Below are 21,353 nucleotides of genomic sequence, written 5' to 3'. Positions count from 1 at the left end.
TGTAGACCGGACGCTCGGCCTGCTTGGGCACGAAGTAGTACATCATGCCGAGGAAACCCGCCGTCAGGAAGAAGCCCACCGCGTTGTGGCCGTACCACCACTGCACCATCGCATCCTGCACGCCGGAATAGACCTGCACCTGCGCCGATCCGAAAATCGACACCGGGATCGCGGCGTTGTTCACCAGATGCAGCATCGCCACCGTCAGGATCATCGACAAGAGGAACCAGTTCGCCACGTAGATGTGGGGCTCTTTGCGGCGAAACAGCGTGCCCATGAAAGTGATCAGGAACGCCACCCAGACCAGCGTGATCAGGATATCGACGTACCAGACCGGCTCGGCGTATTCCTTGCCCTGTGTGGCCCCCAGCACATAGCCGGTGGCCGCTAGAACGATCACCAGCTGCCAGCCCCAGAACACGAACCACCCCAGACTGCCGCCGAACAACCGCGCGGCAGAGGTGCGCTGGACGATGTAGAAACTGGACATGATCAGCGCGTTGCCACCAAAGGCAAAGATCACAGCGCTGGTATGCAACGGCCTTAACCGGCCAAAATTGCCATACCCTTGCAGAAATTCGAAGTTCAGCTGCGGAAAGGCCAACTGGCTGGCGATGACCACCCCCACCAGAAAGCCGACTATGCCCCAGAACGCCGTGGCAATCGCCCCCGCCCGGATCACGCTGTCAAAGTATTCGTGGCTGACATCGGGGCGCGGATCGCCCGCTGTCCGCAGCACCCACAGAAACGCGATACCGGCGGCAAGCATCACCGTGATCGCATTCACCATATAAGCAAGGTCATGGGCGTAGTTGGCGGCTATGGCTGCCATCACGGCCACCAGACCCAACCCCACCAGTTTCAGATAATCCCACATTGTGCGTCCCTTCGTCTGGTCCTCCCCCGCTCGCACCCCGATACAATTCGAGACCCGGCTGGGCGTGTCGACTGACCAACTTCTGCAGCGCGGCAAGGATCGCCGCCTTGATCTGTATCAACACAAGTGTGCGACCAAGTTGACTTCAATCAACGTGCAGGGCCGCGCCACGCCCTAGGATGACCGGGAAGTTGCTCAAAGGAGTGTCGCCATGGCTTACAAATCCCTGCTGACCGTCGCCACCTCGCCAACCGGGCTGACCGCCCCGATTGCCGCCGCTTGCCAGATTGCGTTGATGGCAGATGCGCATCTTGATCTTCTGGCGTTGGGTGTTGACCACACGCAGGTTGGCTATGCCTACGTAGGGTCGGGCGCCGTGATCATCGCCACCGCGATGGACCGCGCCGAAGAGGATGCGCGCGCCACCGAAAAGGCGGTGAACGCAGCGCTTGCACAGCAGTCCCCCGGCGTCAGAACGGCAGTGGAAACCGCCGTCTGCCAATTGGGCACGCTAACCGATATCGTGGCCACGCGGGCGCGCTATGCCGATCTGGTGGTGCTGCAACAGCCTTATGGCAAGGGTCGCGGGGTGGACGACGAAGCGGTGATCGAAGCTGCGCTGTTTGCCGGGATGGCCCCGGTGCTTGTGGTGCCCGACAAAGGGATGGCCAGTGCCGAACCGCGCCGGATTGTCGTAGCGTGGAACCAGAGCCGCGAGGCACTGGTTGCAGCCCGTGCCGCGCTGCCGTTTCTCAAGCGTGCGGATCAGGTATCCATCGTGGTGATCGACCCGCCAACGCATGGGCCCGAACGGTCGGATCCGGGCGGGCTGATCTGCCAGATGCTGGTGCGCCACGGGGTGCGGGCCGAAGTGACAGTGCTGGCGCGCACGCTGCCCCGCGTCTCAGACGTTCTTGCCCGCCACCTGCGCGACGCGAATGCCGATCTTCTGGTGATGGGCGCCTATGGCCACTCGCGGCTCCGCGAAGCCATCCTCGGCGGCGCCACCCGCGATATGCTTGAGAATGCCGAGGTGCCAGTGTTTCTGGCGCATTGATGGTGTTTCTGGCGCATTGATCCTGAAAAAGAGCGCCGTCCTTCGGGGCATCGAGCCCCTCGGACGGCGTTGCCACGGAGGGCGGCAATGGCCGCCCCCTCAGGCCGGAGGTCGGATTTTCCCGGTTGAAATCGGCACCGCGCCACCGCTGATGCGCACTTCTTGAAGCGCACCGTTTGCGCGTCGGATCGTCAGGCCGATCCGGCTTGGGCGTCCCATCTCGACGCCTTGAAACAACGTCAGCCTGGTCTCATCCGGACCAAGCGCACCTGCGGCTCGCAGTTGCGCCGCCAGAATGGCGCTTGCCGATCCGGTGGCGGGGTCTTCCGGGATCCCCGCCGTCGGCGAAAACATCCGCGCCTGATAATCGCAGCCTGTGCCGGGGGTATACAGATAGGCGCAGTCGACCCCGCCGCCGTGCATGATTTCAGACCAGACCGGCTGCTGTGGACGCGCGCGCGCCAGGGCATCCTTGTCGGCCACCGGGACATACAGAAATCGCGGCCCCCCCTGCCACAGGCCGGGGCGATGCAGGCCAAAGCCGATGTCACCCGGTTTCAGGCCAACCGCAGCGGCCAACCGCTCGCGGTTCAGCGCCAGTTCGCTATCAGGCGCTCCGGTCACGCCATGCGGGATAACCGGCGCAACCAGTTCCGCAAGCGAGACGCCGTTTTCGCGCCGCACGGTCACCGGCACCAGACCCGCCTCCTCCTCCAGCACGATCTGGCGCAGGAAATCGCCCGGACCGGCCATCGCCTCGGCCAGATGGATCGCGCAGCCGATTGTCGGATGCCCGGCAAACGGGATCTCGGCAGTGGGAAAGAAAATGCGTACGCGGGCGGTGTGGGCGGGGTTCACCGGGCGCTGCACGAAGATGGTCTCTGACAGATTGAACTCGCGCGCAAGGATCTGCATCCGGGCGGGCGTCAGGTCATCCGCACCAAGGACAATGGCCAGGGGATTGCCGGCAAAAGGCTGGTCGGTAAAGACATCGCAGGTGTGGAAAGTAAGCATGAAAGGGGTCCAATACGGTGCAAGGGGCGCTGCGGGAAAAGTTAACAGGAAGTTAAATTTGGCAAAGCCGTTTGTTATAAATCAATGGTTTAGCCGGATGATTTCAGTTGTCCACGCGTGGACATCGGCTAAACCAGCATCCCCCCGTCGTTGTCATCACCCGCCTCTTCAAGCAGGCGGTCCAGATCTGGGATGCTCACATGCCGGTTGCCCTCGACAATGATGACCCCATCCTTCTTCAGCGCCGATATCTGCCGGCTCACCGTCTCAAGAGTCAACCCAAGATAGTCCGCCATTTCCTCTCGCGTCAGCGGCAGGTCCACCGTTAGCATCCCCTTCGCTCGCCGCACCTGCAGCGCCGCCTCGCGCCGGGCAATGATGGCAATCAGCGACGCGATCTTTTCCCGCGCCGTCTTGCGACCAAGGAGCAGCATCCATTCCCGCGCGGCATCCAGCTCGTCCAGCGTCATTTCCAGCAACCGCTGCGCGATGTGCGGGGTGGCGGCCATCATCGCCTCGAACGGCTTCTTGCGAAAACAGCACATCATCACATCGGTCGTCGCTGTCACGTCAAAAGCCGCAGTGTCGCGCCCCGGCCGTCCAACAAAGTCCGACGGCAACAACAACCCAACCATCTGCCGCCGCCCGTCTTCCATCGTCTGAGCCAGCGTCGCGATCCCGGTTACCACGGAGCCCACGAACTCCATCCGATCGCCCGACCAGATGATCGTCTGCCCCGCCTGATAGCTGCGATAATATTTGATCTGTTCCATCTGTGCCAATTCGTCGGTCTCACAGCGCGCGCAAACGGCGCGGTGGCGGATCGGGCAGTCGCTGCATTGCTGGTGCGCCAGGAGACCTTGCATCGATTTTGTTTCCACTTGATCTGCGTCAAAGAGACTTGCGGCTCGGCTACCCTAGTGTAGGCGCATGTCGAAAAACTCGCAACTCGCCCGCCTCGGTCTGTTTGACGCGCGCGTCCCGCGTTATACGTCTTACCCAACGGCTCCGCACTTCAGTTCCACTGTGGGAGCGACGGATTTCGCATCATGGGTCCGGGCAATCCCGGAAAGCTCCGCGATCTCGCTTTATCTTCATGTACCGTTCTGTCGCAGGCTTTGCTGGTTCTGTGCCTGCCGGACGCAAGGCTCTTCATCGGACGATCCGGTAGTTGCCTATGTCGCCACATTGAAAGCCGAACTCGCGTTGCTGAGGGCCATCCTTCCCGCAGGTGTTACCCTGAGCCGTCTGCATTGGGGTGGTGGCACTCCGACAATGATCCCTGCCCAGTTGATCGGCGATCTGGCGAAAGCTATCTTTGCGGTGGTCCCGCTTGGTCCGAACAGCGAGTTTTCGGTCGAAATTGACCCCAACGAAGTAGATGACGCCCGTCTCGATGCGCTGACTGCATCTGGCATGAACCGTGCCTCGATCGGGGTGCAGGATTTCGACCCAGAGATCCAGAAGACCATCGGCCGCGAACAGGGGTATGAGCTAACCCGCGACATCGCTGAACGCATCCGCGCGCGCGGTGTGCGCAGCCTGAACGCCGACATCCTTTATGGCCTTCCACACCAGACGGCCCCACGCATCGCAGATTCGGTCCAGAAATTGCTGACGCTGGCGCCGGACCGGGTTGCGCTTTATGGCTATGCGCATGTGCCGTGGATGAGCCGCCGACAGCAAATGATCCCGTCAGACGCACTGCCAACCCCCGAAGAACGGCTGTCGCTTTATGAGGTTGCGCGCGATTTGTTCCAGTGGGACGGGTATGATGAAATTGGCATCGATCACTTTGCGCGACCGTCCGATGGCATGGCCAAAGCCGCGAAGGCGGGTACTCTGCGGCGCAATTTCCAAGGCTACACTGAAGACACTTCGCCCGTGCTCATCGGGCTTGGGGCCTCGTCCATTTCGCGCTTTCCGCAAGGCTATGCGCAAAACGCATCGGGTACGGCTGATTACACGCGGGCAATCCGGGCGGGCGGCTTTGCCACGCATCGTGGCCACAGATATGCCGGTGAAGACAAGCTGCGCGCCCGGATCATCGAAGCATTGATGTGCGACTTCAGCGTGTCGAGCGCCGAACTGGCGAAGGACTTTGCTGCAACGCCAGACCAGATTGTCGGCTTGTTTGAAGCGGCGGCTGTGCAGTTCGGTGACATGGTCAGCGTCACGTCGGAAGGCTTTTGTATTCCCGATCATGCAAAGCCATTGACGCGGATGATTGCCCGCGCCTTCGACAGCTATGACCATTCTCATGCGCAGCATTCTGGCGCAGTCTAGCCGAGTTGGCCGCTTTCCAAACTTGTCAAAAGTGATATCTGCTTGGGCAAGCAGATGGTCCGCAGATCATAGGACCTTCTAGCTGTTTCAATAGCTTCGCTGCGCAACAGGGTGAAACGCTCGGGCTCTGCCAAAACCTCGATCAAGGCTTTGGACCAACTTTCTACATCGAAAAACTCCACCAATCTGCCGTTGACGCCGTCGCGGATCACCTCTTGCACCGGCGCGGTCCTTGACCCAACCACCAGTGCCCCGCACGCCATAGCCTCGACCATCGACCAGCTGAGCACGAAGGGGTAAGTCAGATAGGCATGCGCGCGACCGACATGCATCAGGTCAACAAACTGGTCGTAGGGCAGCTTTCCGACAAAATGGACGCGATCTAAGTCAAGTTTGTCACCGACTTCGGCAAGCAACTTGTCCTTCCAGTTTCCGCCCTCTTTCGGCATGAAACCGTAACTGACCTCGTTGCCGCCAACGATCACCACCTGCGCCTCTGGCCGCGCAGCAAGCACCGCAGGCAGGGCCCGCATGAACACATGAAAGCCACGGTAGGGTTCCAAGTTGCGGTTGACGAATGTCAGCACCTCATCGCCCACCTTCAGAACGCTGCCGTTTGGCAAAGTGAACTGCGCCAACGGGTTTGGCGCCAGACGGTCACAATCAACACCATCGAAGATCACATCGATCATTTCGCGCAATTTGGGCGGATGACGGCTGGCCTGCCATTCGGTTGGCGACAGGCCACGGTCAGCGTGCAGAAGGGCCTGCGCAAGATAGGCCGCCCGCCCCTGCGCGATCATCACCTGATCAAAACTGGGAACGCTGAACTCAAGGTCAAAGCCCACGTCGCCACCAACGCCGTGATAATAGAACTCTGCATAAACCAGCAGCTTTGCTTCGGGCCAAACCTCCTTGAGGAACAGGGTCTCGCCCCAACCGGAATGGCCAAAGATCACGTCGGGAACATACCCCTGCTCGTCGCGCAACTTGCGCGCAGCACGGGCAATCACAACGCCACGGTCGCTCATCGCGGTGTAGTTGCGGCCCAGTCGGGTGGCGGCAGGGTCCACCTCCTTCGGCGAAAAGGAGTATTTCAACACCGGGATGTCAGATGGGTTCTGGTTTTTGGCGTCGGTCAGGACGCGGCAATCATGCCCGCGCCGCTGCATCTCCGGTGCCAGATAAAGAAACTGGCCGGGAAAGTTCTGGTGGACAAAAAGCAGTTTCACATCAAGGCCCGAATGCTGCCGCCATCAAAGCCTTGGTATAGTCGGATTGAGGGTTGGTAAACACAGCCGCACAATCGCCGGCTTCCACCACATCGCCCGCCTGCATCACCATCACCTTGTGGGCCATCGCGCGGATCACCCGCAGGTCATGGCTGATGAAGATGTAGGCAAGGCCCCATTTGCGCTGCAGGTCACGCAACAGGCCGACAATCTGAACCTGCACGGTCATGTCGAGGGCGCTGGTCGGTTCGTCCAGCACCACCAGCTTGGGTCGCAGGATCATCGCCCGCGCAATCGCAATACGCTGACGTTGGCCGCCTGAAAATTCATGCGGATAGCGTGTCATCGCTGCAGGGTCCAGGCCGACTTCGGCCATGATCTCTGCCACCATTTCCGTCCGGTTGCGGCCCGGTTCCAGACCGTGGACGCCCAACCCTTCCGCGATGATCTGCTCTGCTGTCATCCGGGGCGACAGGCTGCCGAACGGATCCTGAAACACCACCTGCATCTCACGCCGGAGCGCCCGCATCACCGCACCCGATTTCTCACGCAGGTCCTGACCCAGAAAGACAACCGGTCCGGTTGAAGGGATCAACCGCAGGATGGCCAGCGCCAGCGTCGTCTTGCCAGAACCGCTCTCTCCGACAATCCCAAGGGTTTCGCCAGCACGCACGCTGAGCGTTGCGTCATTCACTGCCTTCACATGGCCCACGGTCTTGCGCAGCAGACCTTTCTGGATCGGAAACCAGATGCGCAGATTGTCGGTCCTTGCCACTTCTGCGGCGCCTTCGGGCACCGGGCTTGGCCCGCCAACTTGTTCTGCAGACAGCAGTTTCTGCGTGTAGGGGTGCTGTGGATTGGCAAATATCTCGGCGGTGGGCCCCTGCTCCACAATTTCGCCGCCTTGCATCACGCAGACCCGATCAGCGATACGTCGCACGATGCCAAGGTCGTGGGTGATGAACAAGAGGCTCAACCCCTCGGACCGCTTGAGGTCCGCCAGCAGGTCCAGGATCTGCGCCTGAATGGTCACGTCCAGCGCCGTCGTCGGCTCATCCGCCACCAGAAGTTCCGGCCCGTTCGCCAGCGCCATCGCGATCATCACGCGCTGCCGCTGCCCGCCAGACAGCTGATGCGGATAGGCGCCAAGGCGGCTTTCAGCATCGCGGATGCCGACCTTACCCATCAGTTCAATCACCCGCGCCCGGGCTGCCGCGCCATCCAGGCCCTGATGCAAGGCAAGACTTTCCGACATCTGTTTTTCGATGGTGTGCAGCGGGTTCAGGCTGGTCATCGGCTCTTGAAAGATGAAGCTGATGTCGTTGCCGCGCACCCCCCGCAACACGCGATCTGACGCGCCAACCATCTGCGCGCCGTTGTAGGTGATGGAGCCGGTCACACTGGCGCTGTCCGGCAACAGCCCGACGGCAGACAGGGCGGTGACCGATTTTCCCGACCCGCTTTCGCCGACCAAAGCCACCGTCTCGCCCTTGGCAACACTGAACGAAACCGATTTGACCGCCTCGATCACCCGACCATCCTGCCGGAACGTGACCGACAGACCACTTACGTCAAGCACGCTCATCTAAACGTCTTTCTGGGATCGAAGGCATCGCGCACGCCTTCGAAGATGAAGACCAGCAGGCTGAGCATGATGGCAAAGGTGAAAAATGCGGTAAAGCCGAGCCAGGGCGCCTGCAGGTTCTGCTGCGCCTGCCGCGACAGCTGGCCCAACGAAGGCGAACTGGACGGCAGGCCGAAGCCCAGATAGTCCAGCGTCGCCAATGCGCCAATGGTGCCAGTGATGATGAAGGGCAGCATCGTCAGCGTCGCCACCATCGCGTTGGGCAACACATGGCGAAACATGATCTGACCATCCGTCACGCCCAATGCCCGTGCCGCCCGTACATATTCAAAGTTCCGGGCCCGCAGGAACTCAGCCCTGACCAACCCGACAAGGCCAGTCCAACCGAAAATCACCATCAGGCTGACCATCAGCCAGAAGCTTTTCGACCAGACCGCCGTCACGATGATGATCACGTAAAGCGTCGGGATCGACGACCAAAGCTCGATGATCCGCTGGAAGATCAGGTCGGTCAGCCCGCCGAAGTAACCCTGAACGGCCCCGGCCGTGATGCCGATGATCGAGGTCAGCGCCGTGACGATCAGCGCAAAGGTGATCGACAGGCGGAAGCCATAAATCACCCTTGCCAGCACATCTCGGGAGGTGTCGTCCGTCCCAAGAAGGTTCTGCGCCGAGGGCGGCCCAGGTGCCACGCCTCCGGTGTCCACAATCGAGTTGTACTTGTAGCGGATCGGTGGCCACAGCATCCAGCCCGCCTTGACCGGCTGTCCCAACACCGTTCCGTTGGCGGTGGCTTCGGCGAGAACCCCTTCCGGGTCATCCCAGCAATCCAGCGATCCGGCCGCGACGATCAGGCATTGCACCTCGACGGTAGAGTATTTCGCCTCGGTCCGGAGATCGCCGCCAAAAGCCTTTTCCGGATAGAACCTGGCAATCGGAACATAATAGCCGCCGTTGTGCTTGACCAGGATCGGCTTGTCATTGGCAACCAGTTCGGCACAGAGCGAGACTGAGTAAAGCACCAGAAAGATCATCAGCGACCAGTAGGCGCGCCGGTTTGATCGGAAGTTCCGCCAACGTCGCTGGTTCAAGGGGGAAAGCGCCATGTCTTAACCCCGCCGGTCGAAATCGATGCGCGGATCGACCAGCACATACATCATGTCCGACAAGATGCCGACGATCAGCCCGATCAAGCCAAATGCGAACAGTGTTCCGAAGATGATCGGGTAATCCCGCTCCACCGCGGACCGGTATGCAAGCTGCCCCAGGCCATCGAGCGAGAAGATCATCTCGATGATCAGGCTTGAACCAAAGAACACCCCGAGGAACAGGCCCGGAAACCCGGCTATCACGATCAGCATCGCGTTGCGGAACACATGGCCATACAGAACCCGGCTTTCCGGCAGGCCCTTGGCACGGGCGGTCATCACGTATTGCTTCTTGATCTCGTCCAGAAAGCTGTTCTTGGTCAGCAGCGTCAGTGTCGCAAAGGACGCAATCAACTGCGCCGTCACCGGCAGGACAATGTGCCAGAGGTAATCGGTGACCTTATGGAACAGCGAGAAATCCTCCCACCCCTCGCTGGTCAGGCCACGCAACGGGAACCACTGGAAAAACGACCCCCCGGCAAACACAACCATCAGCAAGATGGCGAACAGAAATCCCGGAATCGCGTAGGCCGCGATGATGAAACCGCTGGTCCAAGTGTCGAACTTCGATCCGTCCTGCACGGCCTTGCGGATGCCAAGCGGGATCGACACCAGATAGGCGATGACCGTCGACCACAGGCCCAGCGTGATCGACACCGGCATCTTCTCCAGGATCAGGTCGACGACCGAGATTGAGCGGAAATAGCTCTCGCCAAAGTCGAAAGTCAGGTAATTCCCCATCATGATGAAGAACCGCTCCATCGCAGGGATCGCCTCTTTCTTGCAGTCAGGTGATTTGATCGTCGGCTCGCCGGTATAGCCATCGGCACAGACGATGCGGGCAAAGCCAAACTGGACTTCCAGTTTGGCCAGAAACTCCGGCGGCAGCCCGCGCGCGCCGACATAACCGCTTTCGCCGTCACTTTCTTCAATTGTGGCGTCAGCTGTACCACCAATGGCCTCGATTGCATCGCCACCGCCTTCGAGACGGGCTTGAATTTGGTCGATCGGCCCACCGGGCACGAATTGGGTCAGCGCGAAGTTGATCACCATCACGCCAAACAGCGTGGGGATTACCAACAGCAACCGCCGAAAGATATAGGCGCCCAAGTTTTCTGCCCGTTCTTGTTGTTATTGCAAGACGCCCGCCGCCTTTAGCGCCTCGGCCTTTTCGGCGTTGTACCACCAAGTCGTGGTCTGGCCAACGCTGTACGGCGCCAACGTCTCGGGATGTTCGTACATGTTGTAATAGGCCACCCAGTTGGTGGATTTGTACCACTGCGGGATCCAGAAGCCTTCCGCCCGAAGCGCCCGGTCCAAGGCCTTGGTGGCCACGGTCAGTTCAGCCTTGGTCTTGGCGGCCATCACCACTTCAATCAACTTGTCCACGGCTTTGCTTTTCAGCCCCGCCTTGTTGAACACCGACACATCCGCGGTGGCAGAACCATAATACTGCTTCAGCTCGGAGCCCGAGAAATAGGCGCTGGCGGCCGCGTCAGTAATCATGTCGAAATCGTACGCTGGATCGCGGGTGCGCAACTCGAACTGCGCTGGATCGATGTTGGTCAGTTTGGCATCGACACCAAGGGCGATCAAGTTTTCAACGAACGGCGTGATCACCCGGTCAAACTGCGGATTGGCATTCAGCACTTCGAGGGTCAGCAATTGGCCCTTGTCGTTGCGCCGTTTTCCATCATCGCCGACGGGCCAGCCGGCTTCGTCGAGAAGGGCACTGGCGGCGCGCAGGTTCTTGCGGTCCAACTGCCGCTCACCGCTGGTGGGGGCCATGACGGCCGGGTCGGTCAGCAGGGCAGCGGGGATCAGACCTTCGTCGACCAGAGGCTGCAAGATCGCCACCTCTTCGGGCGTAACGACGCCAACTGCGGCCATATCGGTGTTTTCCCAGACCGAGTTGATCCGATCATAGAGACCGTAAAACAGCGTCTGGTTTGACCATTCGAAGTTGAACATCATCGCCACGGCCTGCCGGACCTTCGGGACTTGCCAGTTTGTCCTGCGCAGGTTGAAGACGAACCCTTGTCCGCTGGCCTTCGCGCCCGATGGCAGTTCGGCCTTGATCACAGTGCCATCGGCGACCGCCGGAAAATCATAGCTTTCAGCCCAGCTTTTTGACGAGTTTTCGGTCCGGAAACGGTAGACACCGGCCTTGAACCCCTCAAACGCGGCGTTTCCGTCGGCGAAATACTCCCAGCGGAGGCTGTCAAAGTTGTTCTGGCCGATATTGATCGGCAACCCTTCGCCCCAATAGTCAGGGTTGCGTTTATAGACGACACTGCGACCTACATCCATTTTGTCCAGCACATAAGGGCCAGAGCCGAGGTATGGGATCAGCGTGGTCTCTTCCATGTCGAGCTTGTTGGCAAGGTAATGCGCCTTGGAGAACACCGGCAGCCCTCCAACTTCGGCGGGAAGGTCGCGCCATGGCACATTGGGCTTGAAGGTGAACTTGACCCGGTTAGGCCCCAGCGCCTCGGCCCCGCCAACTTGCTCGGCAAAGACTGTGCGAAAATCGGTCAGACCCTTGGCAACGAAAGTCTCGTACGAGAATACGACGTCTTCGGAGGTCAGAGGCGTGCCGTCGGAGAAAGTGACCTCAGGGCGCAGGTTGAAGATCACCCATGACCGATCCTCAGGGTATTCCATTGTGGTACACAGAAGGCAGTAGCTGGCTCCGATCTCGTCTGCAGTGCCTACCAGGATAGATTCCAGCATGATGTTGGAACCAACCGCAGCCAGCCCCTTGGCCGAATACGGATTCATCGTGTCGAACGTGCCCTGGGCCCACTGGCTAAGTTCGCCGCCCTTGGGGGCATCCGGATTGACGTAAGAGAGATGCTTGAAATCCGCTGGCAGTTGCAAATCGCCAAAGGTTGAAATGCCATGAGAGGTGATCACCGTCTCGGCCCGTGCAGCCACGGCAAAGCCGGCAAGCGCCAGAATCAGGAACCCCGCGCCAAGCCCGTGGACAAAACTGCGCCCCGGACCCCACGCCTTAGCTACCGCATCGTGCCCCTTTGACCGCATCCGCCACCCTCCCCGCGCAACACCATCTCGCATACATTTATGCTAAATCGCCTTTTGTCGAGCAAACAAGCCGCGATTGACCGTGCATTTGCGTGAACGCATGCCTGAATGCGAAAAAGCCGCCCCGATGGGGCGGCCTGATCAACCGTTTTGCAACGCCTTACGGAAGCGTGGTCAGATAGGCGATCACATTCGCCCGGTCCTGCGCCTTTGGCAGTCCGGCGAAGGCCATCTTGGTTCCGGGCATGTATTTCTTCGGGTTCTCAATGAACTCGTTGATCGCTTCGGGTGTCCAGATCTCGGCGGCCAGCGCGAGGTTCGCTTCGGAGTAAGAGAAACCTTCGACCCCAGCGTGATTGCGCCCAACGACGCCGTTCAAGTGCGGGCCGACGCCGTTTGATCCGTCGACCTTATGGCAAGATCCGCATTTCTTGAAGACGGCTTCACCCGCCCCCGCATCTGCCGATGCCAGCAGCGTGGCAAAATCCGGGCCTTCAGTTGCACCTTCTGCCGGGGCCTCTTCAGCGCCGGTGTCGATCACGTAAGCCTGTGCCATTTCTTCACCGTGGCCGCCTTCGCTGCCGCCGGTGTGATACAAGCCTTCGGCGGCCCAACCGCCCAACATGAAAACCAGGAGCGACCCACACACCGCGCCTACCGCTTTGGTCATCGTCATCGTGTCAAGCATGTTGCACCTTCCTCGGATCTCAATTGGCCTCGGGCCTCAATTGGCGCGGTATGTATCTGCTTCCCCCGGTAAGTTTCAAGGTGTAGACGCGCGACCAAACGCCCCGATTGGGGAAAAACCGACGGAGAGACCCGCCCATGCAAGGTCGTATCGCATTTCAGGGGGAACTTGGCGCCTATTCGCACCAGGCCTGTCAGCAATCGCGCCCCGATATGGAGGCCGTTCCCAGCACCACTTTCGAGGATGTGGTGGAAAAGGTCAGCAACGGCGAGGTCGACCTTGGCATGCTTGCGGTCGAGAATTCCACCTACGGGCGGGTTGCCGATGTGCATTCCCTTTTACCAAAATCCGGGCTGCACATCGTGGACGAAGCTTTCGTGCGAGTGCATGTCAACCTGCTGGGCGTAAAGGGCGCGCGGCTGGAGGATATTGCCGAAGCGCACGGCCATGTGGTGATCCTGCCGCAATGCGCGGGCTTTCTGCGTGCCCACAACATTCGCGGCAAGGTCAGTTCCGACAATGCCCGCGCGGCCCGCGAGGTGGCAGAAAGCGGTGACAAGACCAAGGCTGCGCTGGCCAGCGAACTTGCGGCCTCGATCTACGGGTTGGATGTGATTGCCAGCCAGATCGAAGATCAGGCCAACAACACCACGCGTTTTCTGGTGATGTCGCGCAAACCGGACCGGGCCAGGCGTGGCACAGGCAAGATGATCACCACCTTCACCTTTCGCGTCCGCAACATTCCTGCGGCGCTGTACAAGGCGATGGGCGGCTTTGCCACCAATGGCGTGAACATGACCAAGCTGGAAAGCTACATGGTCGGCGGGTCTTTCACCGCGACTGAATTCTACGCTGATATCGAAGGCCATCCGGACGACGCCAACGTTACCCTTGCACTGGAGGAGTTGCGCTACTTCACCACGGAATCGAACATCCTCGGCGTCTATCCGGCGGACCGCGAAAGGGGTTGATCAGCCCTTCTTCGCTTCCAACTGGTGGCGCATGTAGCGGTCTTCAATTTCGGCACCCAGCTGGCCAACCCGCATCTCGTACCTTGTGGTGATACGGCCCTTCGTCAGTCTCAGCGTGTTCACGAACAGCCTCGCCGCCAAGGTCTTTGGCTTGATTGTCAAGCCAATCTTGATCCGCGTGCGCCGCGCCGACAGGGGCTGCACCTCGATCGCCGAAAGCCCGGCCAGCGATTTTCCATCCAGATCAAACTCGATCTTTTGATCCTGCAACAGGCCGATAACTCGAACTGTCGCTTTCCGGCCTTTGCCTCGAAATACGAAACGCAGGTTCCATTCAGTGCCGACACCCGCGGCAGGCTTGCCAGCAATACGATCGACTTCGGCGCCCCCCCGCGCTGCAGCCTGTTCCCAAGCCGGAAAGTCGGTAATGGTCTGAAAAACGAAAGCCAGCGGCGCATCAACATCACATTTTGCCGTCAACTTCATTGATCAGTCCTCATTCACCAATCGAGTCTGCCCAACGGGCAGCGTAGGATTCCGTCCTGCCATCTTGGATCATTCCAGTCGTCCGGCAAGCCAGTTCTCCAGAATGAAATGGGCGATCGCCCCTTTTCTGGCCGGCTTGATCGTTGGATGCTGCCCAACCATGACCGAAACCAGTTCTTCGCGGCTGACCCAGAGCGCGTGTTCCAACTCGGCGGGGTCCACGACTATCTTGTCGCTCAGGGCCTCGGCGCTGGCGCCAAACATCAGCGATGCGGGAAAAGGCCAGGGTTGGCTTGCCAGATAGCCGACTGCTCCGCAGTCGATGCCGGACTCTTCCTTTACCTCGCGACGGACTGCCGCTTCCAGCGTTTCGCCGGGTTCGACAAAGCCTGCAAGCAACGAATACATCCCCTCTGGCCAACCGGGACTGCGCCCCAGAAGCACCGAGTTGCCCCGCGTGACCAGCATGATCACCACAGGATCGGTGCGTGGAAAATGCTGGGTGCCGCAAGCGGGACATGTCCTTTGCCAACCGGCGTCGGACATCTTTGACTGCGCGCCGCAAGTCGCGCAGAAACCGTGGCTGCGGTGCCATTGGACCAGCGCCTTTGCGGTGGCCACCAGTTCTGCGTCGCGCGGTGAAAGGCGCGTCATTACGCCGCGCAATTCAGCAAATCCCCAATCCGTGCTCAGCGCTGGATGAGCTTGGACGGACGGATCAAAGAACCCGCCTTCCACGGCCTCCGCGCCCGCCTCGGGTGACCAATTGGAAATGTCGGTGGCAAAACGTGGCATGCCATCGTCCAACCCCAGAAAGATCGCCGGGCCGCCGGTAGCAAGCACCGGATGCCCTGGCGGCAACCACCCTGCGCGGTCATCGTTGATCAGGGGCTTGCCACGCCACAGCGGCAGGATCGTCGCCCGCGACATGGCAGCCGTGATCGCAGCGGTGTCGCGGCGCAGATGTGCGGCGCGATCCAGTCCTGATCCACCAAAGGTTACGGTCTCTGCTATCCGCATCGCTTTTTACGCCCATCTTGCTTTGACCCAATGTCTTGGTCGCACGCATTGACCAGACTTGGCAAATCGATAGCCGACGTGTGAATCGAACCGCGCCGAAACTGCAACCCTCACGCGAATTCTTGAATTTGACGCAACCAAGTCACAACTTGTCCGATATGTTATCGCAAAGTTCCACGAATGACGAAGTGCAGGTGGCCAAGCGAAGCCTGCAACGGTCGCCCGCCTGTTTGAAAGTTGCTTTACCCGTGAAGCCAGCGACCCTTGCTTTGTGTCCCAAACTGGGCCCGCGCCAACCGATGGCCGAGCTGTTTGGTCCGATTGCCCAGCCTTCTGACGATGCCAGGGCCGATGCTGCTTTGGGTGCGCCCAAGGTCAACGCCGAAATCCGCCTGCGTCTGATCGCGACCAGCGATCTGCATGCGTGCCTGATGGGCTACGACTACTACGCTAACCAGCCGGTGAACGGTCAGGGTTTGTCGCAAATCGCCCATCAGATCGCCAGTGCCCGGGCTGAAGCGCCCAACTCGTTGTTGTTTGACAACGGTGATTTCCTGCAGGGCAATCCGTTGGGAGACTATGTCGCGACGGCAAAGCGACGCCGCCGCGCACATCCGGTGATCACCGCCTTCAACACCCTTGGCTATGACGCAGCGACTTTGGGCAATCATGAGTTCAACTTCGGTCTGCCCTTCCTGCAGGGCGCGCTTGCAAAGGCGCAGTTCCCTTTTGTTTCGGCAAACATCGTCACCCGGTTTGGCAAAAGTCCGGCGCGCGACACCACCTTCGTTCCGCCCTATACAATTCTCAACCGCACGGTGATCGACAGTCGCGGTCGCCCACGCCGCTTGCGGATTGGCGTGATCGGCTTCGCCCCGCCTCAGATCGAGATCTGGGACCGCGAGCACCTGAACGGCAAAGTGCGCGTCCGTGACATTCTTGCCGCTGCGCGTGCCTGGTTGCCACGGCTCAAGGCACGGGGGGTCGATGTGATTGTGGCGCTGGCGCATTCCGGAATCGGGTCGCCGGATGCGGAATATGGCATGGAAAACGCGGCGGCTGCCCTTGCCGCATTGCCGGAAATCGACGCAGTGATTGCGGGGCACAGCCATCTGGCCTTTCCGGGTCCGGGTATCCCGGCTTCCCCGGGCATCGACCCAGTACGTGGACTTCTGTCCGGCAAGCCGGCCGTCATGCCAGGCCATTCGGGCAGCCACATCGGCGTCATTGATCTGTTGCTGACGCCGTTGCCGCTGGGTCGCCGCGGTTGGTCCGTTAGCACGGAAGGTGTAAGACTGTCCCCTGCAAGTGCCCAGCGAAGCCTTGAGTCCAATCTGGTTCGGGGTGCGATTGCGCCCGACCATCGCGCGACGTTGGCGTGGTCTCGGCGTCCGATCGGCAAAGCGCGCGTGCCGCTTCACACGCATTTTGCCACTCTGGTCCCGAACGCCGCCATGACGCTGATTGCGGAGGCGAAGTTGGCTTATGTTCAGCGCGCGATATCCGGCACTCAGTGGGCTGACCTGCCGCTTCTTGCTGGAGCAGCGCCGTTCCGTTCCGGTGGCCGAGGCGGCCCGACGAACTTTACTGACATCCCGGCCGGCCTACTAAGGATGCGCAGCCTTTCAGACCTGTATCTGTTCCCGAACTCGCTGGTTACTCTGGCGTTGACCGGGGCGGATCTTGCGGATTGGCTGGAGCAATCCGTGTCTTTGTTCAATCAGATCATGCCCGGTGCCAACGACGCGGTTCTGCATGACCCTCTGGTCCCGTTCTTTTCGTTCGACATGCCATCCGGGGTCTCTTTCGCCATCGACCTGAGCCAACCAGCCCGATTTGACGCCCGGGGTCATCTGGTAAATGCCCATGCCCGGCGCATTGTGGGCCTAAGCCGGAACGGCTGTCTGCTGGACGCCGACGAACGCCTGCTTCTGGTGACCAATGGCCACCGCGCAAGCCGGGCGATTGCCCTGGCGCCGGCCAAGCCGCCTGTGGTAGCCTTTGCTGATGGCGCGCGGGTGCAATGCGTCTTGCAAAACCATATCCGGTCTCACGTCAGCGTGGGCGCGCAGCAGTTGCGCCACTGGCGTTTCTTGCCGATGCCGGGAACCACCGTCACAGTGGGCGTTGGTGCTGGCGCGGCGAGGCATCTTTCCGACATCGCCTGCTACCGACCCGAACTGATCGGTCAGCGCCCTGACGGCTTCACCCACTATCGGCTGCATCTGTGATCGGCTATAGCCCCGCCATCCTGCGGAGGCTTGCATGTACGACGCTCTTCTTTTCGATCTCGATGGCACCTTGGTCGACACGGAAAGCATAGCCTTAGCCGCCGGCGTAGCTGCATTTGCCGCACATGGGCATGACGTGGGAACAGACTTCATGCATGGTTTGGTGGGAGTAGACCTACCCACGGCATCGCGCTTGATACTGACGGCTATGCCGGACGTGAATCTTGGCGCGGTCAATGAGCATTGGCGGGCGGGATTTGAGGCGGGAGTCGAGGCGGGATTGCCCCTTAAGCCAGGCGTGCATGAGCTGTTGGCCTATTCCAACCTTCCCCTTGCCATCGTAACCTCGACGGGCCGGGATGGGGCGCACCGCAAGCTTGCCCTCGCGGGGATCGCCGGTGCGTTTGCCCATGTGGTCACGTTGGATGACGTGACGGCCCCAAAACCGGCGCCCGATCCGTATCTACTCGCCGCCTCGTTGCTTGGCCTGCCACCCTCGCGCTGCCTGGTGTTTGAAGACAGTGAAACCGGGGCCGAGGCCGCCTATCGCGCCGGGTGTGTCGTGGTGCAAGTGCCGGATGTTGTGCCAAGCCTGGGGCGTTGGGCGCATCATCTGGCCCCAGACTTGCTGACCGGGGCACGCATGGCAGGGCTGATCTGACGCCGCCCCTCCCCGACACCATGAACGGGTCACGCAACTGCGGTCTGCATTAAGGTCGCCCCTGCGTCATTCCGTCCGGGTTTCGAACGCGCTTGATCGTCAGCAGACCACAACCTTCGCCGGATCAAGCAGGAACGGCGCGATGATGCCGCAGGTATCGGCCAACGGCAGCAGGCAGTCGGGAACGTCCATCCCGATCACGTCGCGCATGAACCGCGCCCGCGACTGGCAGCGTTTTGCGACATTGGGAAACCGCTGCGCCAGATCGGCCTGCAATGCCGCGTCGGCAATCACATATCCGTCTTCCATCCGCGTCGACCCGTAGACCGGATGCCCGGGAATGACATCCATCTGCACCGCCATGCCACTTGCCAGCGGCTCGGTTGACCCTTCGAAGATCGGCGAGGACATCCATTCATCCTGACCGATCAGATGGCCGGGGTTCAGCGTTACCGCGAACACCTCGAACGGCAGCGCGGCCATCATGTGGCGCCAGATATAGCCGCCTGACACGCCGGGGCGCATCATCGAACACCATTCCGACATCGCCGTAACGTAGGGTTCCACGAACGCTTCGACATAATCCTGTGCGGCCACGGGCAGGTCACCCTCGGACCGCGCCACCCAACCAGCGCGGCAGATGTTCGCGCCCCAATGGCAGATGTTGAAACCGATCGGCTCACCGCGGGTCAGGTGCCGGCCAGACGGCCCGCAAAGCCCAGGCGCGTCCCCCATTGCAAAGGTCGAATGGCACCCCAGTGGCAGGCCGCCAATCCGCGCCGCTTCCACCGCCTGAAAATCGGTCATTCCTTCGCGGAACGCAAAGACCATCCGCTTCAGCGCGGCTGCTGCCATGTGGTTGGCAAATTCCAGGCGCGCGATCTCGGCCGCATCAACGCGGGCGCGCAGGCCATGGCCGGGGTGCATCATCAGATCGGTCGCATTTTCCACCCGTGCCGCCAGCTTGCGCAAAGGGTCCGCCAGAAACGCGGGAACATCCAAAGCGGTGGCTGGATCGTCCACCTCGGCTGCGCCAAACCACTTCCAGCCGACCACCCCGACCGTTTCATCCAGCGCCAGCATGTCAGCCAGCCACTCCTTCAGCCGCCGCCCGCCGCGCGGTTGCGAGGGCAGCGACAAGCTGGAGCAATGACCGACCCGCACACTGCCCGCCTGAACCAAAGGCGATATCGCAGTGTAGGCAAGACACTCGTTCCCGGCGATCAACAGCGCATCGCCGGGGGTGACAACCAGCACTGCCTCTTCGAATCGTGGGTCAAATCCGGTCAGCCAATGAATGTTCGCCGCGTGTTCCCGGTCGCCATAGACAACCGTGACGTCATAACCCCGCGCATCGGCGGCCTTGCGCAACGCCGCAAGCCTGCCGTTTGCTTCGGCAAGGGAAAAGGCGGGTGGTGTGTCGGGCGCACCGTGGTCGGGCCAATCGATACGGACTAAGCGGGTCATCGGATCCTCCCCCAGTTGCGGGCAGGCTAATCCACAAGTGCCGGCCAGACCACTGCATTCGACCGATGAAATGCCCCAAGATGGCCAATCCGCGGCAGGCCAAAGCTGGCAGGCCGCAGCACCAGCTGAGACTTCATCGCCTCGGGGTAAAGCGTCATCAGCCGCCAAACCGCAACCTTGGGAATCCAGGCATCGTCTTCCACTGCGACGAAACGCATCGCTGCTGTCACACGCGAGGGGTCCGGCATTGCAATGCTTTCGCCAACATCCGACAGATGGAACCCCCGGTTCAGTGACCAGCGACGCCAGTCCTCGTACACTCCCAGCGGCAGGTCAGCGCCAAAGCCAACGCGACTTCCCGGCGCATAGCCCAGACGCCGCGAAACAAACGGCACCGGCCCGCGCCAGAACAACTGCGTTTTCATGCGAAACAGGAATTGATGGTCCGACGGATGGATCAGACCCGAGGCCACAGTGATCACCCGCTTCACCCCAGGCATGGCGGAGTGAAAGCCAAGCCACAACCCGCCCAGCGAATGCCCTATCACCCAGCGCGGCACCCTCGGCACGAGGCCACCCAGTGCCTCCAATGCGGCGGCTTGATCGCACAGACCCCATTCCGACATCTTTGCCTTGGCCTTCGACATCGGTCCAAGCGCGGATTTGCCGAAATCCCGGTAGTCATAGGTCAGCACCGCGCAGCCGCGCTCTGCCGCCATCCATTCTGCAAACGCCCGGTAGTAACCCGCCGGCACACCGGTTGCACCGTGTAGAACCACTGCCGCCTGCAATGGCCCCGTCGGCAGCACCAGACGCCCGACCAGAAGTGCGCCATCCGCCTTTATCCTGACCTCGCCGTCAGGACCGATCCGTTCCATCACGCTCATCGTCATGCTCCCGCAGACTAGACCGATTGGTCTAATAGCAGAAATAGACCAATCGGTCTAGTCTTCCCTGACGCATCTGGCTTGGATAGGGTGGCGCATGCAAGACGATCGTTCAACGCGTGAAAAACTAGTGTCCGATGCAGCGCTGCTGTTTCGCAAGAATGGCTATCACGCAACCGGTCTGTCAGAAATCCTTTCGGCAAGCGGCCTGCCGAAGGGGTCGCTTTATCACTACTTCCCTGACGGCAAGGTCGGCCTTGCGATGGCGGCGGCTGACTGGACGACAACCGGTCTGGTCCGCATCATCGACGACGCGTTCGGCCCGGCGCCCGACTATCGGGCCGGGGCCACCCATTACTGTTACAAACTTGCACGGTTGTTCGACATTTCGGCCCATATCGACGCTTGTCCAATTTCGGCGCTGTTGTTCGATGGCCCGGAAAACATGGCGTTCCGTACCCATGCCGAGGCGCTGTTCCAAAGACTGATCGACAGCATAGCAGCCCACGCGCGCCGCTTTGGCATGTCCGATGCACAAGCCCAGCAGGCCGCCGAAACCCTGCTCATCACCGTCGAAGGGGGCTGGACCCTGGCCCGCGCACGGCGCAAGTCGGATGTGATGCGATCCCTTCCCGCGCGGCTGTTTCCAAGCCATCCCTGACGCATACTTGCGCCGCTTCGCCCCTTCGCCTATATGC

At 60.7% G+C, this 21,353-nt stretch carries 19 protein-coding genes; 6 read left to right on the top strand and 13 right to left on the bottom strand.

Features of this window, described 5'->3' with window-relative positions; genetic code table 11:
• A partial coding sequence (locus tag RMO18_RS02920; RefSeq protein WP_309663828.1) for a cbb3-type cytochrome c oxidase subunit I occupies nt 1–877 on the bottom strand: 877 nt, incomplete at its 3' end.
• 211 nt (nt 878–1,088) lie between these two features.
• Here RMO18_RS02920 and RMO18_RS02915 point away from each other — a divergent pair.
• Nucleotides 1,089–1,934 carry a universal stress protein gene (locus RMO18_RS02915; protein ID WP_309663827.1) on the top strand — a complete coding sequence of 282 codons (846 nt, stop codon included), beginning with the start codon at nt 1,089–1,091 and terminating at the stop codon, nt 1,932–1,934.
• A gap of 99 nt (nt 1,935–2,033) precedes the next feature.
• Here the strand turns inward: RMO18_RS02915 and RMO18_RS02910 are convergent, their stop codons facing one another.
• Both RMO18_RS02910 and fnrL read right to left on the bottom strand, forming a co-directional pair.
• Complete coding sequence (locus RMO18_RS02910) at nt 2,034–2,948, bottom strand: PhzF family phenazine biosynthesis protein (protein WP_309663826.1); 915 nt, start codon at nt 2,946–2,948, stop codon at nt 2,034–2,036.
• Between the two features lie 128 nt (nt 2,949–3,076).
• Entirely contained in the window at nt 3,077–3,814 is a 738-nt protein-coding gene (fnrL, locus tag RMO18_RS02905) for a transcriptional regulator FnrL (protein WP_309663825.1), read from the bottom strand.
• Between the two features lie 64 nt (nt 3,815–3,878).
• On the opposite strand from fnrL, the gene hemN reads away from it, so the two are divergent.
• The gene (hemN, locus tag RMO18_RS02900) at nt 3,879–5,234 is read left to right on the top strand and encodes an oxygen-independent coproporphyrinogen III oxidase (protein ID WP_309663824.1); all 1,356 of its coding nucleotides are present in this window, start codon (nt 3,879–3,881) and stop codon (nt 5,232–5,234) included.
• Here hemN and RMO18_RS02895 read toward each other — a convergent pair.
• The 6 genes from RMO18_RS02895 to RMO18_RS02870 all read right to left on the bottom strand — a co-directional run bounded on the left by RMO18_RS02895 (nt 5,231) and on the right by RMO18_RS02870 (nt 12,932).
• Nucleotides 5,231–6,466, bottom strand: coding sequence for a glycosyltransferase family 4 protein (locus RMO18_RS02895; RefSeq protein ID WP_309663823.1), 1,236 nt, complete (start codon nt 6,464–6,466; stop codon nt 5,231–5,233). The two genes, hemN and RMO18_RS02895, sit on opposite strands and share 4 nt — an antisense overlap.
• Nucleotide 6,467: 1 nt before the next feature.
• Nucleotides 6,468–8,051 carry an ABC transporter ATP-binding protein gene (locus RMO18_RS02890; protein WP_309663822.1) on the bottom strand — a complete coding sequence of 528 codons (1,584 nt, stop codon included), beginning with the start codon at nt 8,049–8,051 and terminating at the stop codon, nt 6,468–6,470.
• The gene (locus RMO18_RS02885) at nt 8,048–9,157 is read right to left on the bottom strand and encodes an ABC transporter permease (RefSeq protein ID WP_309663821.1); all 1,110 of its coding nucleotides are present in this window, start codon (nt 9,155–9,157) and stop codon (nt 8,048–8,050) included. Before RMO18_RS02885 ends, RMO18_RS02890 begins: the two co-directional genes overlap by 4 nt.
• 3 nt (nt 9,158–9,160) lie before the next feature.
• Nucleotides 9,161–10,309: an ABC transporter permease subunit gene (locus RMO18_RS02880; protein WP_309663820.1), complete on the bottom strand. Its 1,149-nt coding sequence runs from the start codon at nt 10,307–10,309 to the stop codon at nt 9,161–9,163.
• Between the two features lie 21 nt (nt 10,310–10,330).
• The gene (locus RMO18_RS02875; RefSeq protein ID WP_309663819.1) at nt 10,331–12,244 is read right to left on the bottom strand and encodes an extracellular solute-binding protein; all 1,914 of its coding nucleotides are present in this window, start codon (nt 12,242–12,244) and stop codon (nt 10,331–10,333) included.
• Nucleotides 12,245–12,404: 160 nt separating this feature from the next.
• Complete coding sequence (locus RMO18_RS02870; RefSeq protein ID WP_309663818.1) at nt 12,405–12,932, bottom strand: cytochrome c family protein; 528 nt, start codon at nt 12,930–12,932, stop codon at nt 12,405–12,407.
• A gap of 137 nt (nt 12,933–13,069) precedes the next feature.
• Between RMO18_RS02870 and RMO18_RS02865 the strand changes: the two genes are divergently transcribed.
• Nucleotides 13,070–13,903, top strand: coding sequence for a prephenate dehydratase (locus RMO18_RS02865; protein WP_309663817.1), 834 nt, complete (start codon nt 13,070–13,072; stop codon nt 13,901–13,903).
• Here RMO18_RS02865 and RMO18_RS02860 read toward each other — a convergent pair whose 3' ends face one another.
• Together RMO18_RS02860 and nudC are read right to left on the bottom strand one after the other, a co-directional pair.
• Nucleotides 13,904–14,389 (bottom strand): SRPBCC family protein, encoded by a 486-nt coding sequence (locus tag RMO18_RS02860; protein WP_309663816.1) that lies wholly within the window; start codon nt 14,387–14,389, stop codon nt 13,904–13,906.
• Between the two features lie 69 nt (nt 14,390–14,458).
• Nucleotides 14,459–15,409 (bottom strand): NAD(+) diphosphatase, encoded by a 951-nt coding sequence (nudC, locus tag RMO18_RS02855; protein ID WP_309663815.1) that lies wholly within the window; start codon nt 15,407–15,409, stop codon nt 14,459–14,461.
• Nucleotides 15,410–15,708: 299 nt separating this feature from the next.
• On the opposite strand from nudC, the gene RMO18_RS02850 reads away from it, so the two are divergent.
• Both RMO18_RS02850 and RMO18_RS02845 read left to right on the top strand, forming a co-directional pair.
• Nucleotides 15,709–17,640: a bifunctional 2',3'-cyclic-nucleotide 2'-phosphodiesterase/3'-nucleotidase gene (locus tag RMO18_RS02850; RefSeq protein WP_309663814.1), complete on the top strand. Its 1,932-nt coding sequence runs from the start codon at nt 15,709–15,711 to the stop codon at nt 17,638–17,640.
• A gap of 34 nt (nt 17,641–17,674) precedes the next feature.
• Nucleotides 17,675–18,301, top strand: a complete 627-nt coding sequence (locus RMO18_RS02845) for an HAD family phosphatase (RefSeq protein ID WP_309663813.1) — start codon at nt 17,675–17,677, stop codon at nt 18,299–18,301.
• 99 nt (nt 18,302–18,400) lie between these two features.
• Here the strand turns inward: RMO18_RS02845 and RMO18_RS02840 are convergent, their stop codons facing one another.
• Nucleotides 18,401–19,768 (bottom strand): hypothetical protein, encoded by a 1,368-nt coding sequence (locus tag RMO18_RS02840; RefSeq protein ID WP_309663812.1) that lies wholly within the window; start codon nt 19,766–19,768, stop codon nt 18,401–18,403.
• A gap of 26 nt (nt 19,769–19,794) precedes the next feature.
• Nucleotides 19,795–20,655 (bottom strand): alpha/beta fold hydrolase, encoded by an 861-nt coding sequence (locus RMO18_RS02835; RefSeq protein WP_309663811.1) that lies wholly within the window; start codon nt 20,653–20,655, stop codon nt 19,795–19,797.
• Nucleotides 20,656–20,785: 130 nt separating this feature from the next.
• Between RMO18_RS02835 and RMO18_RS02830 the strand changes: the two genes are divergently transcribed.
• The gene (locus RMO18_RS02830; RefSeq protein ID WP_309663810.1) at nt 20,786–21,316 is read left to right on the top strand and encodes a TetR/AcrR family transcriptional regulator; all 531 of its coding nucleotides are present in this window, start codon (nt 20,786–20,788) and stop codon (nt 21,314–21,316) included.
• Nucleotides 21,317–21,353 lie beyond the last annotated feature (37 nt).

Source organism: Tabrizicola sp., assembly GCF_031377265.1.
Taxonomy (GTDB): Bacteria; Pseudomonadota; Alphaproteobacteria; order Rhodobacterales; family Rhodobacteraceae; genus JAUYQR01.
This window is presented reverse-complemented; position numbering and strand designations above follow the sequence as displayed.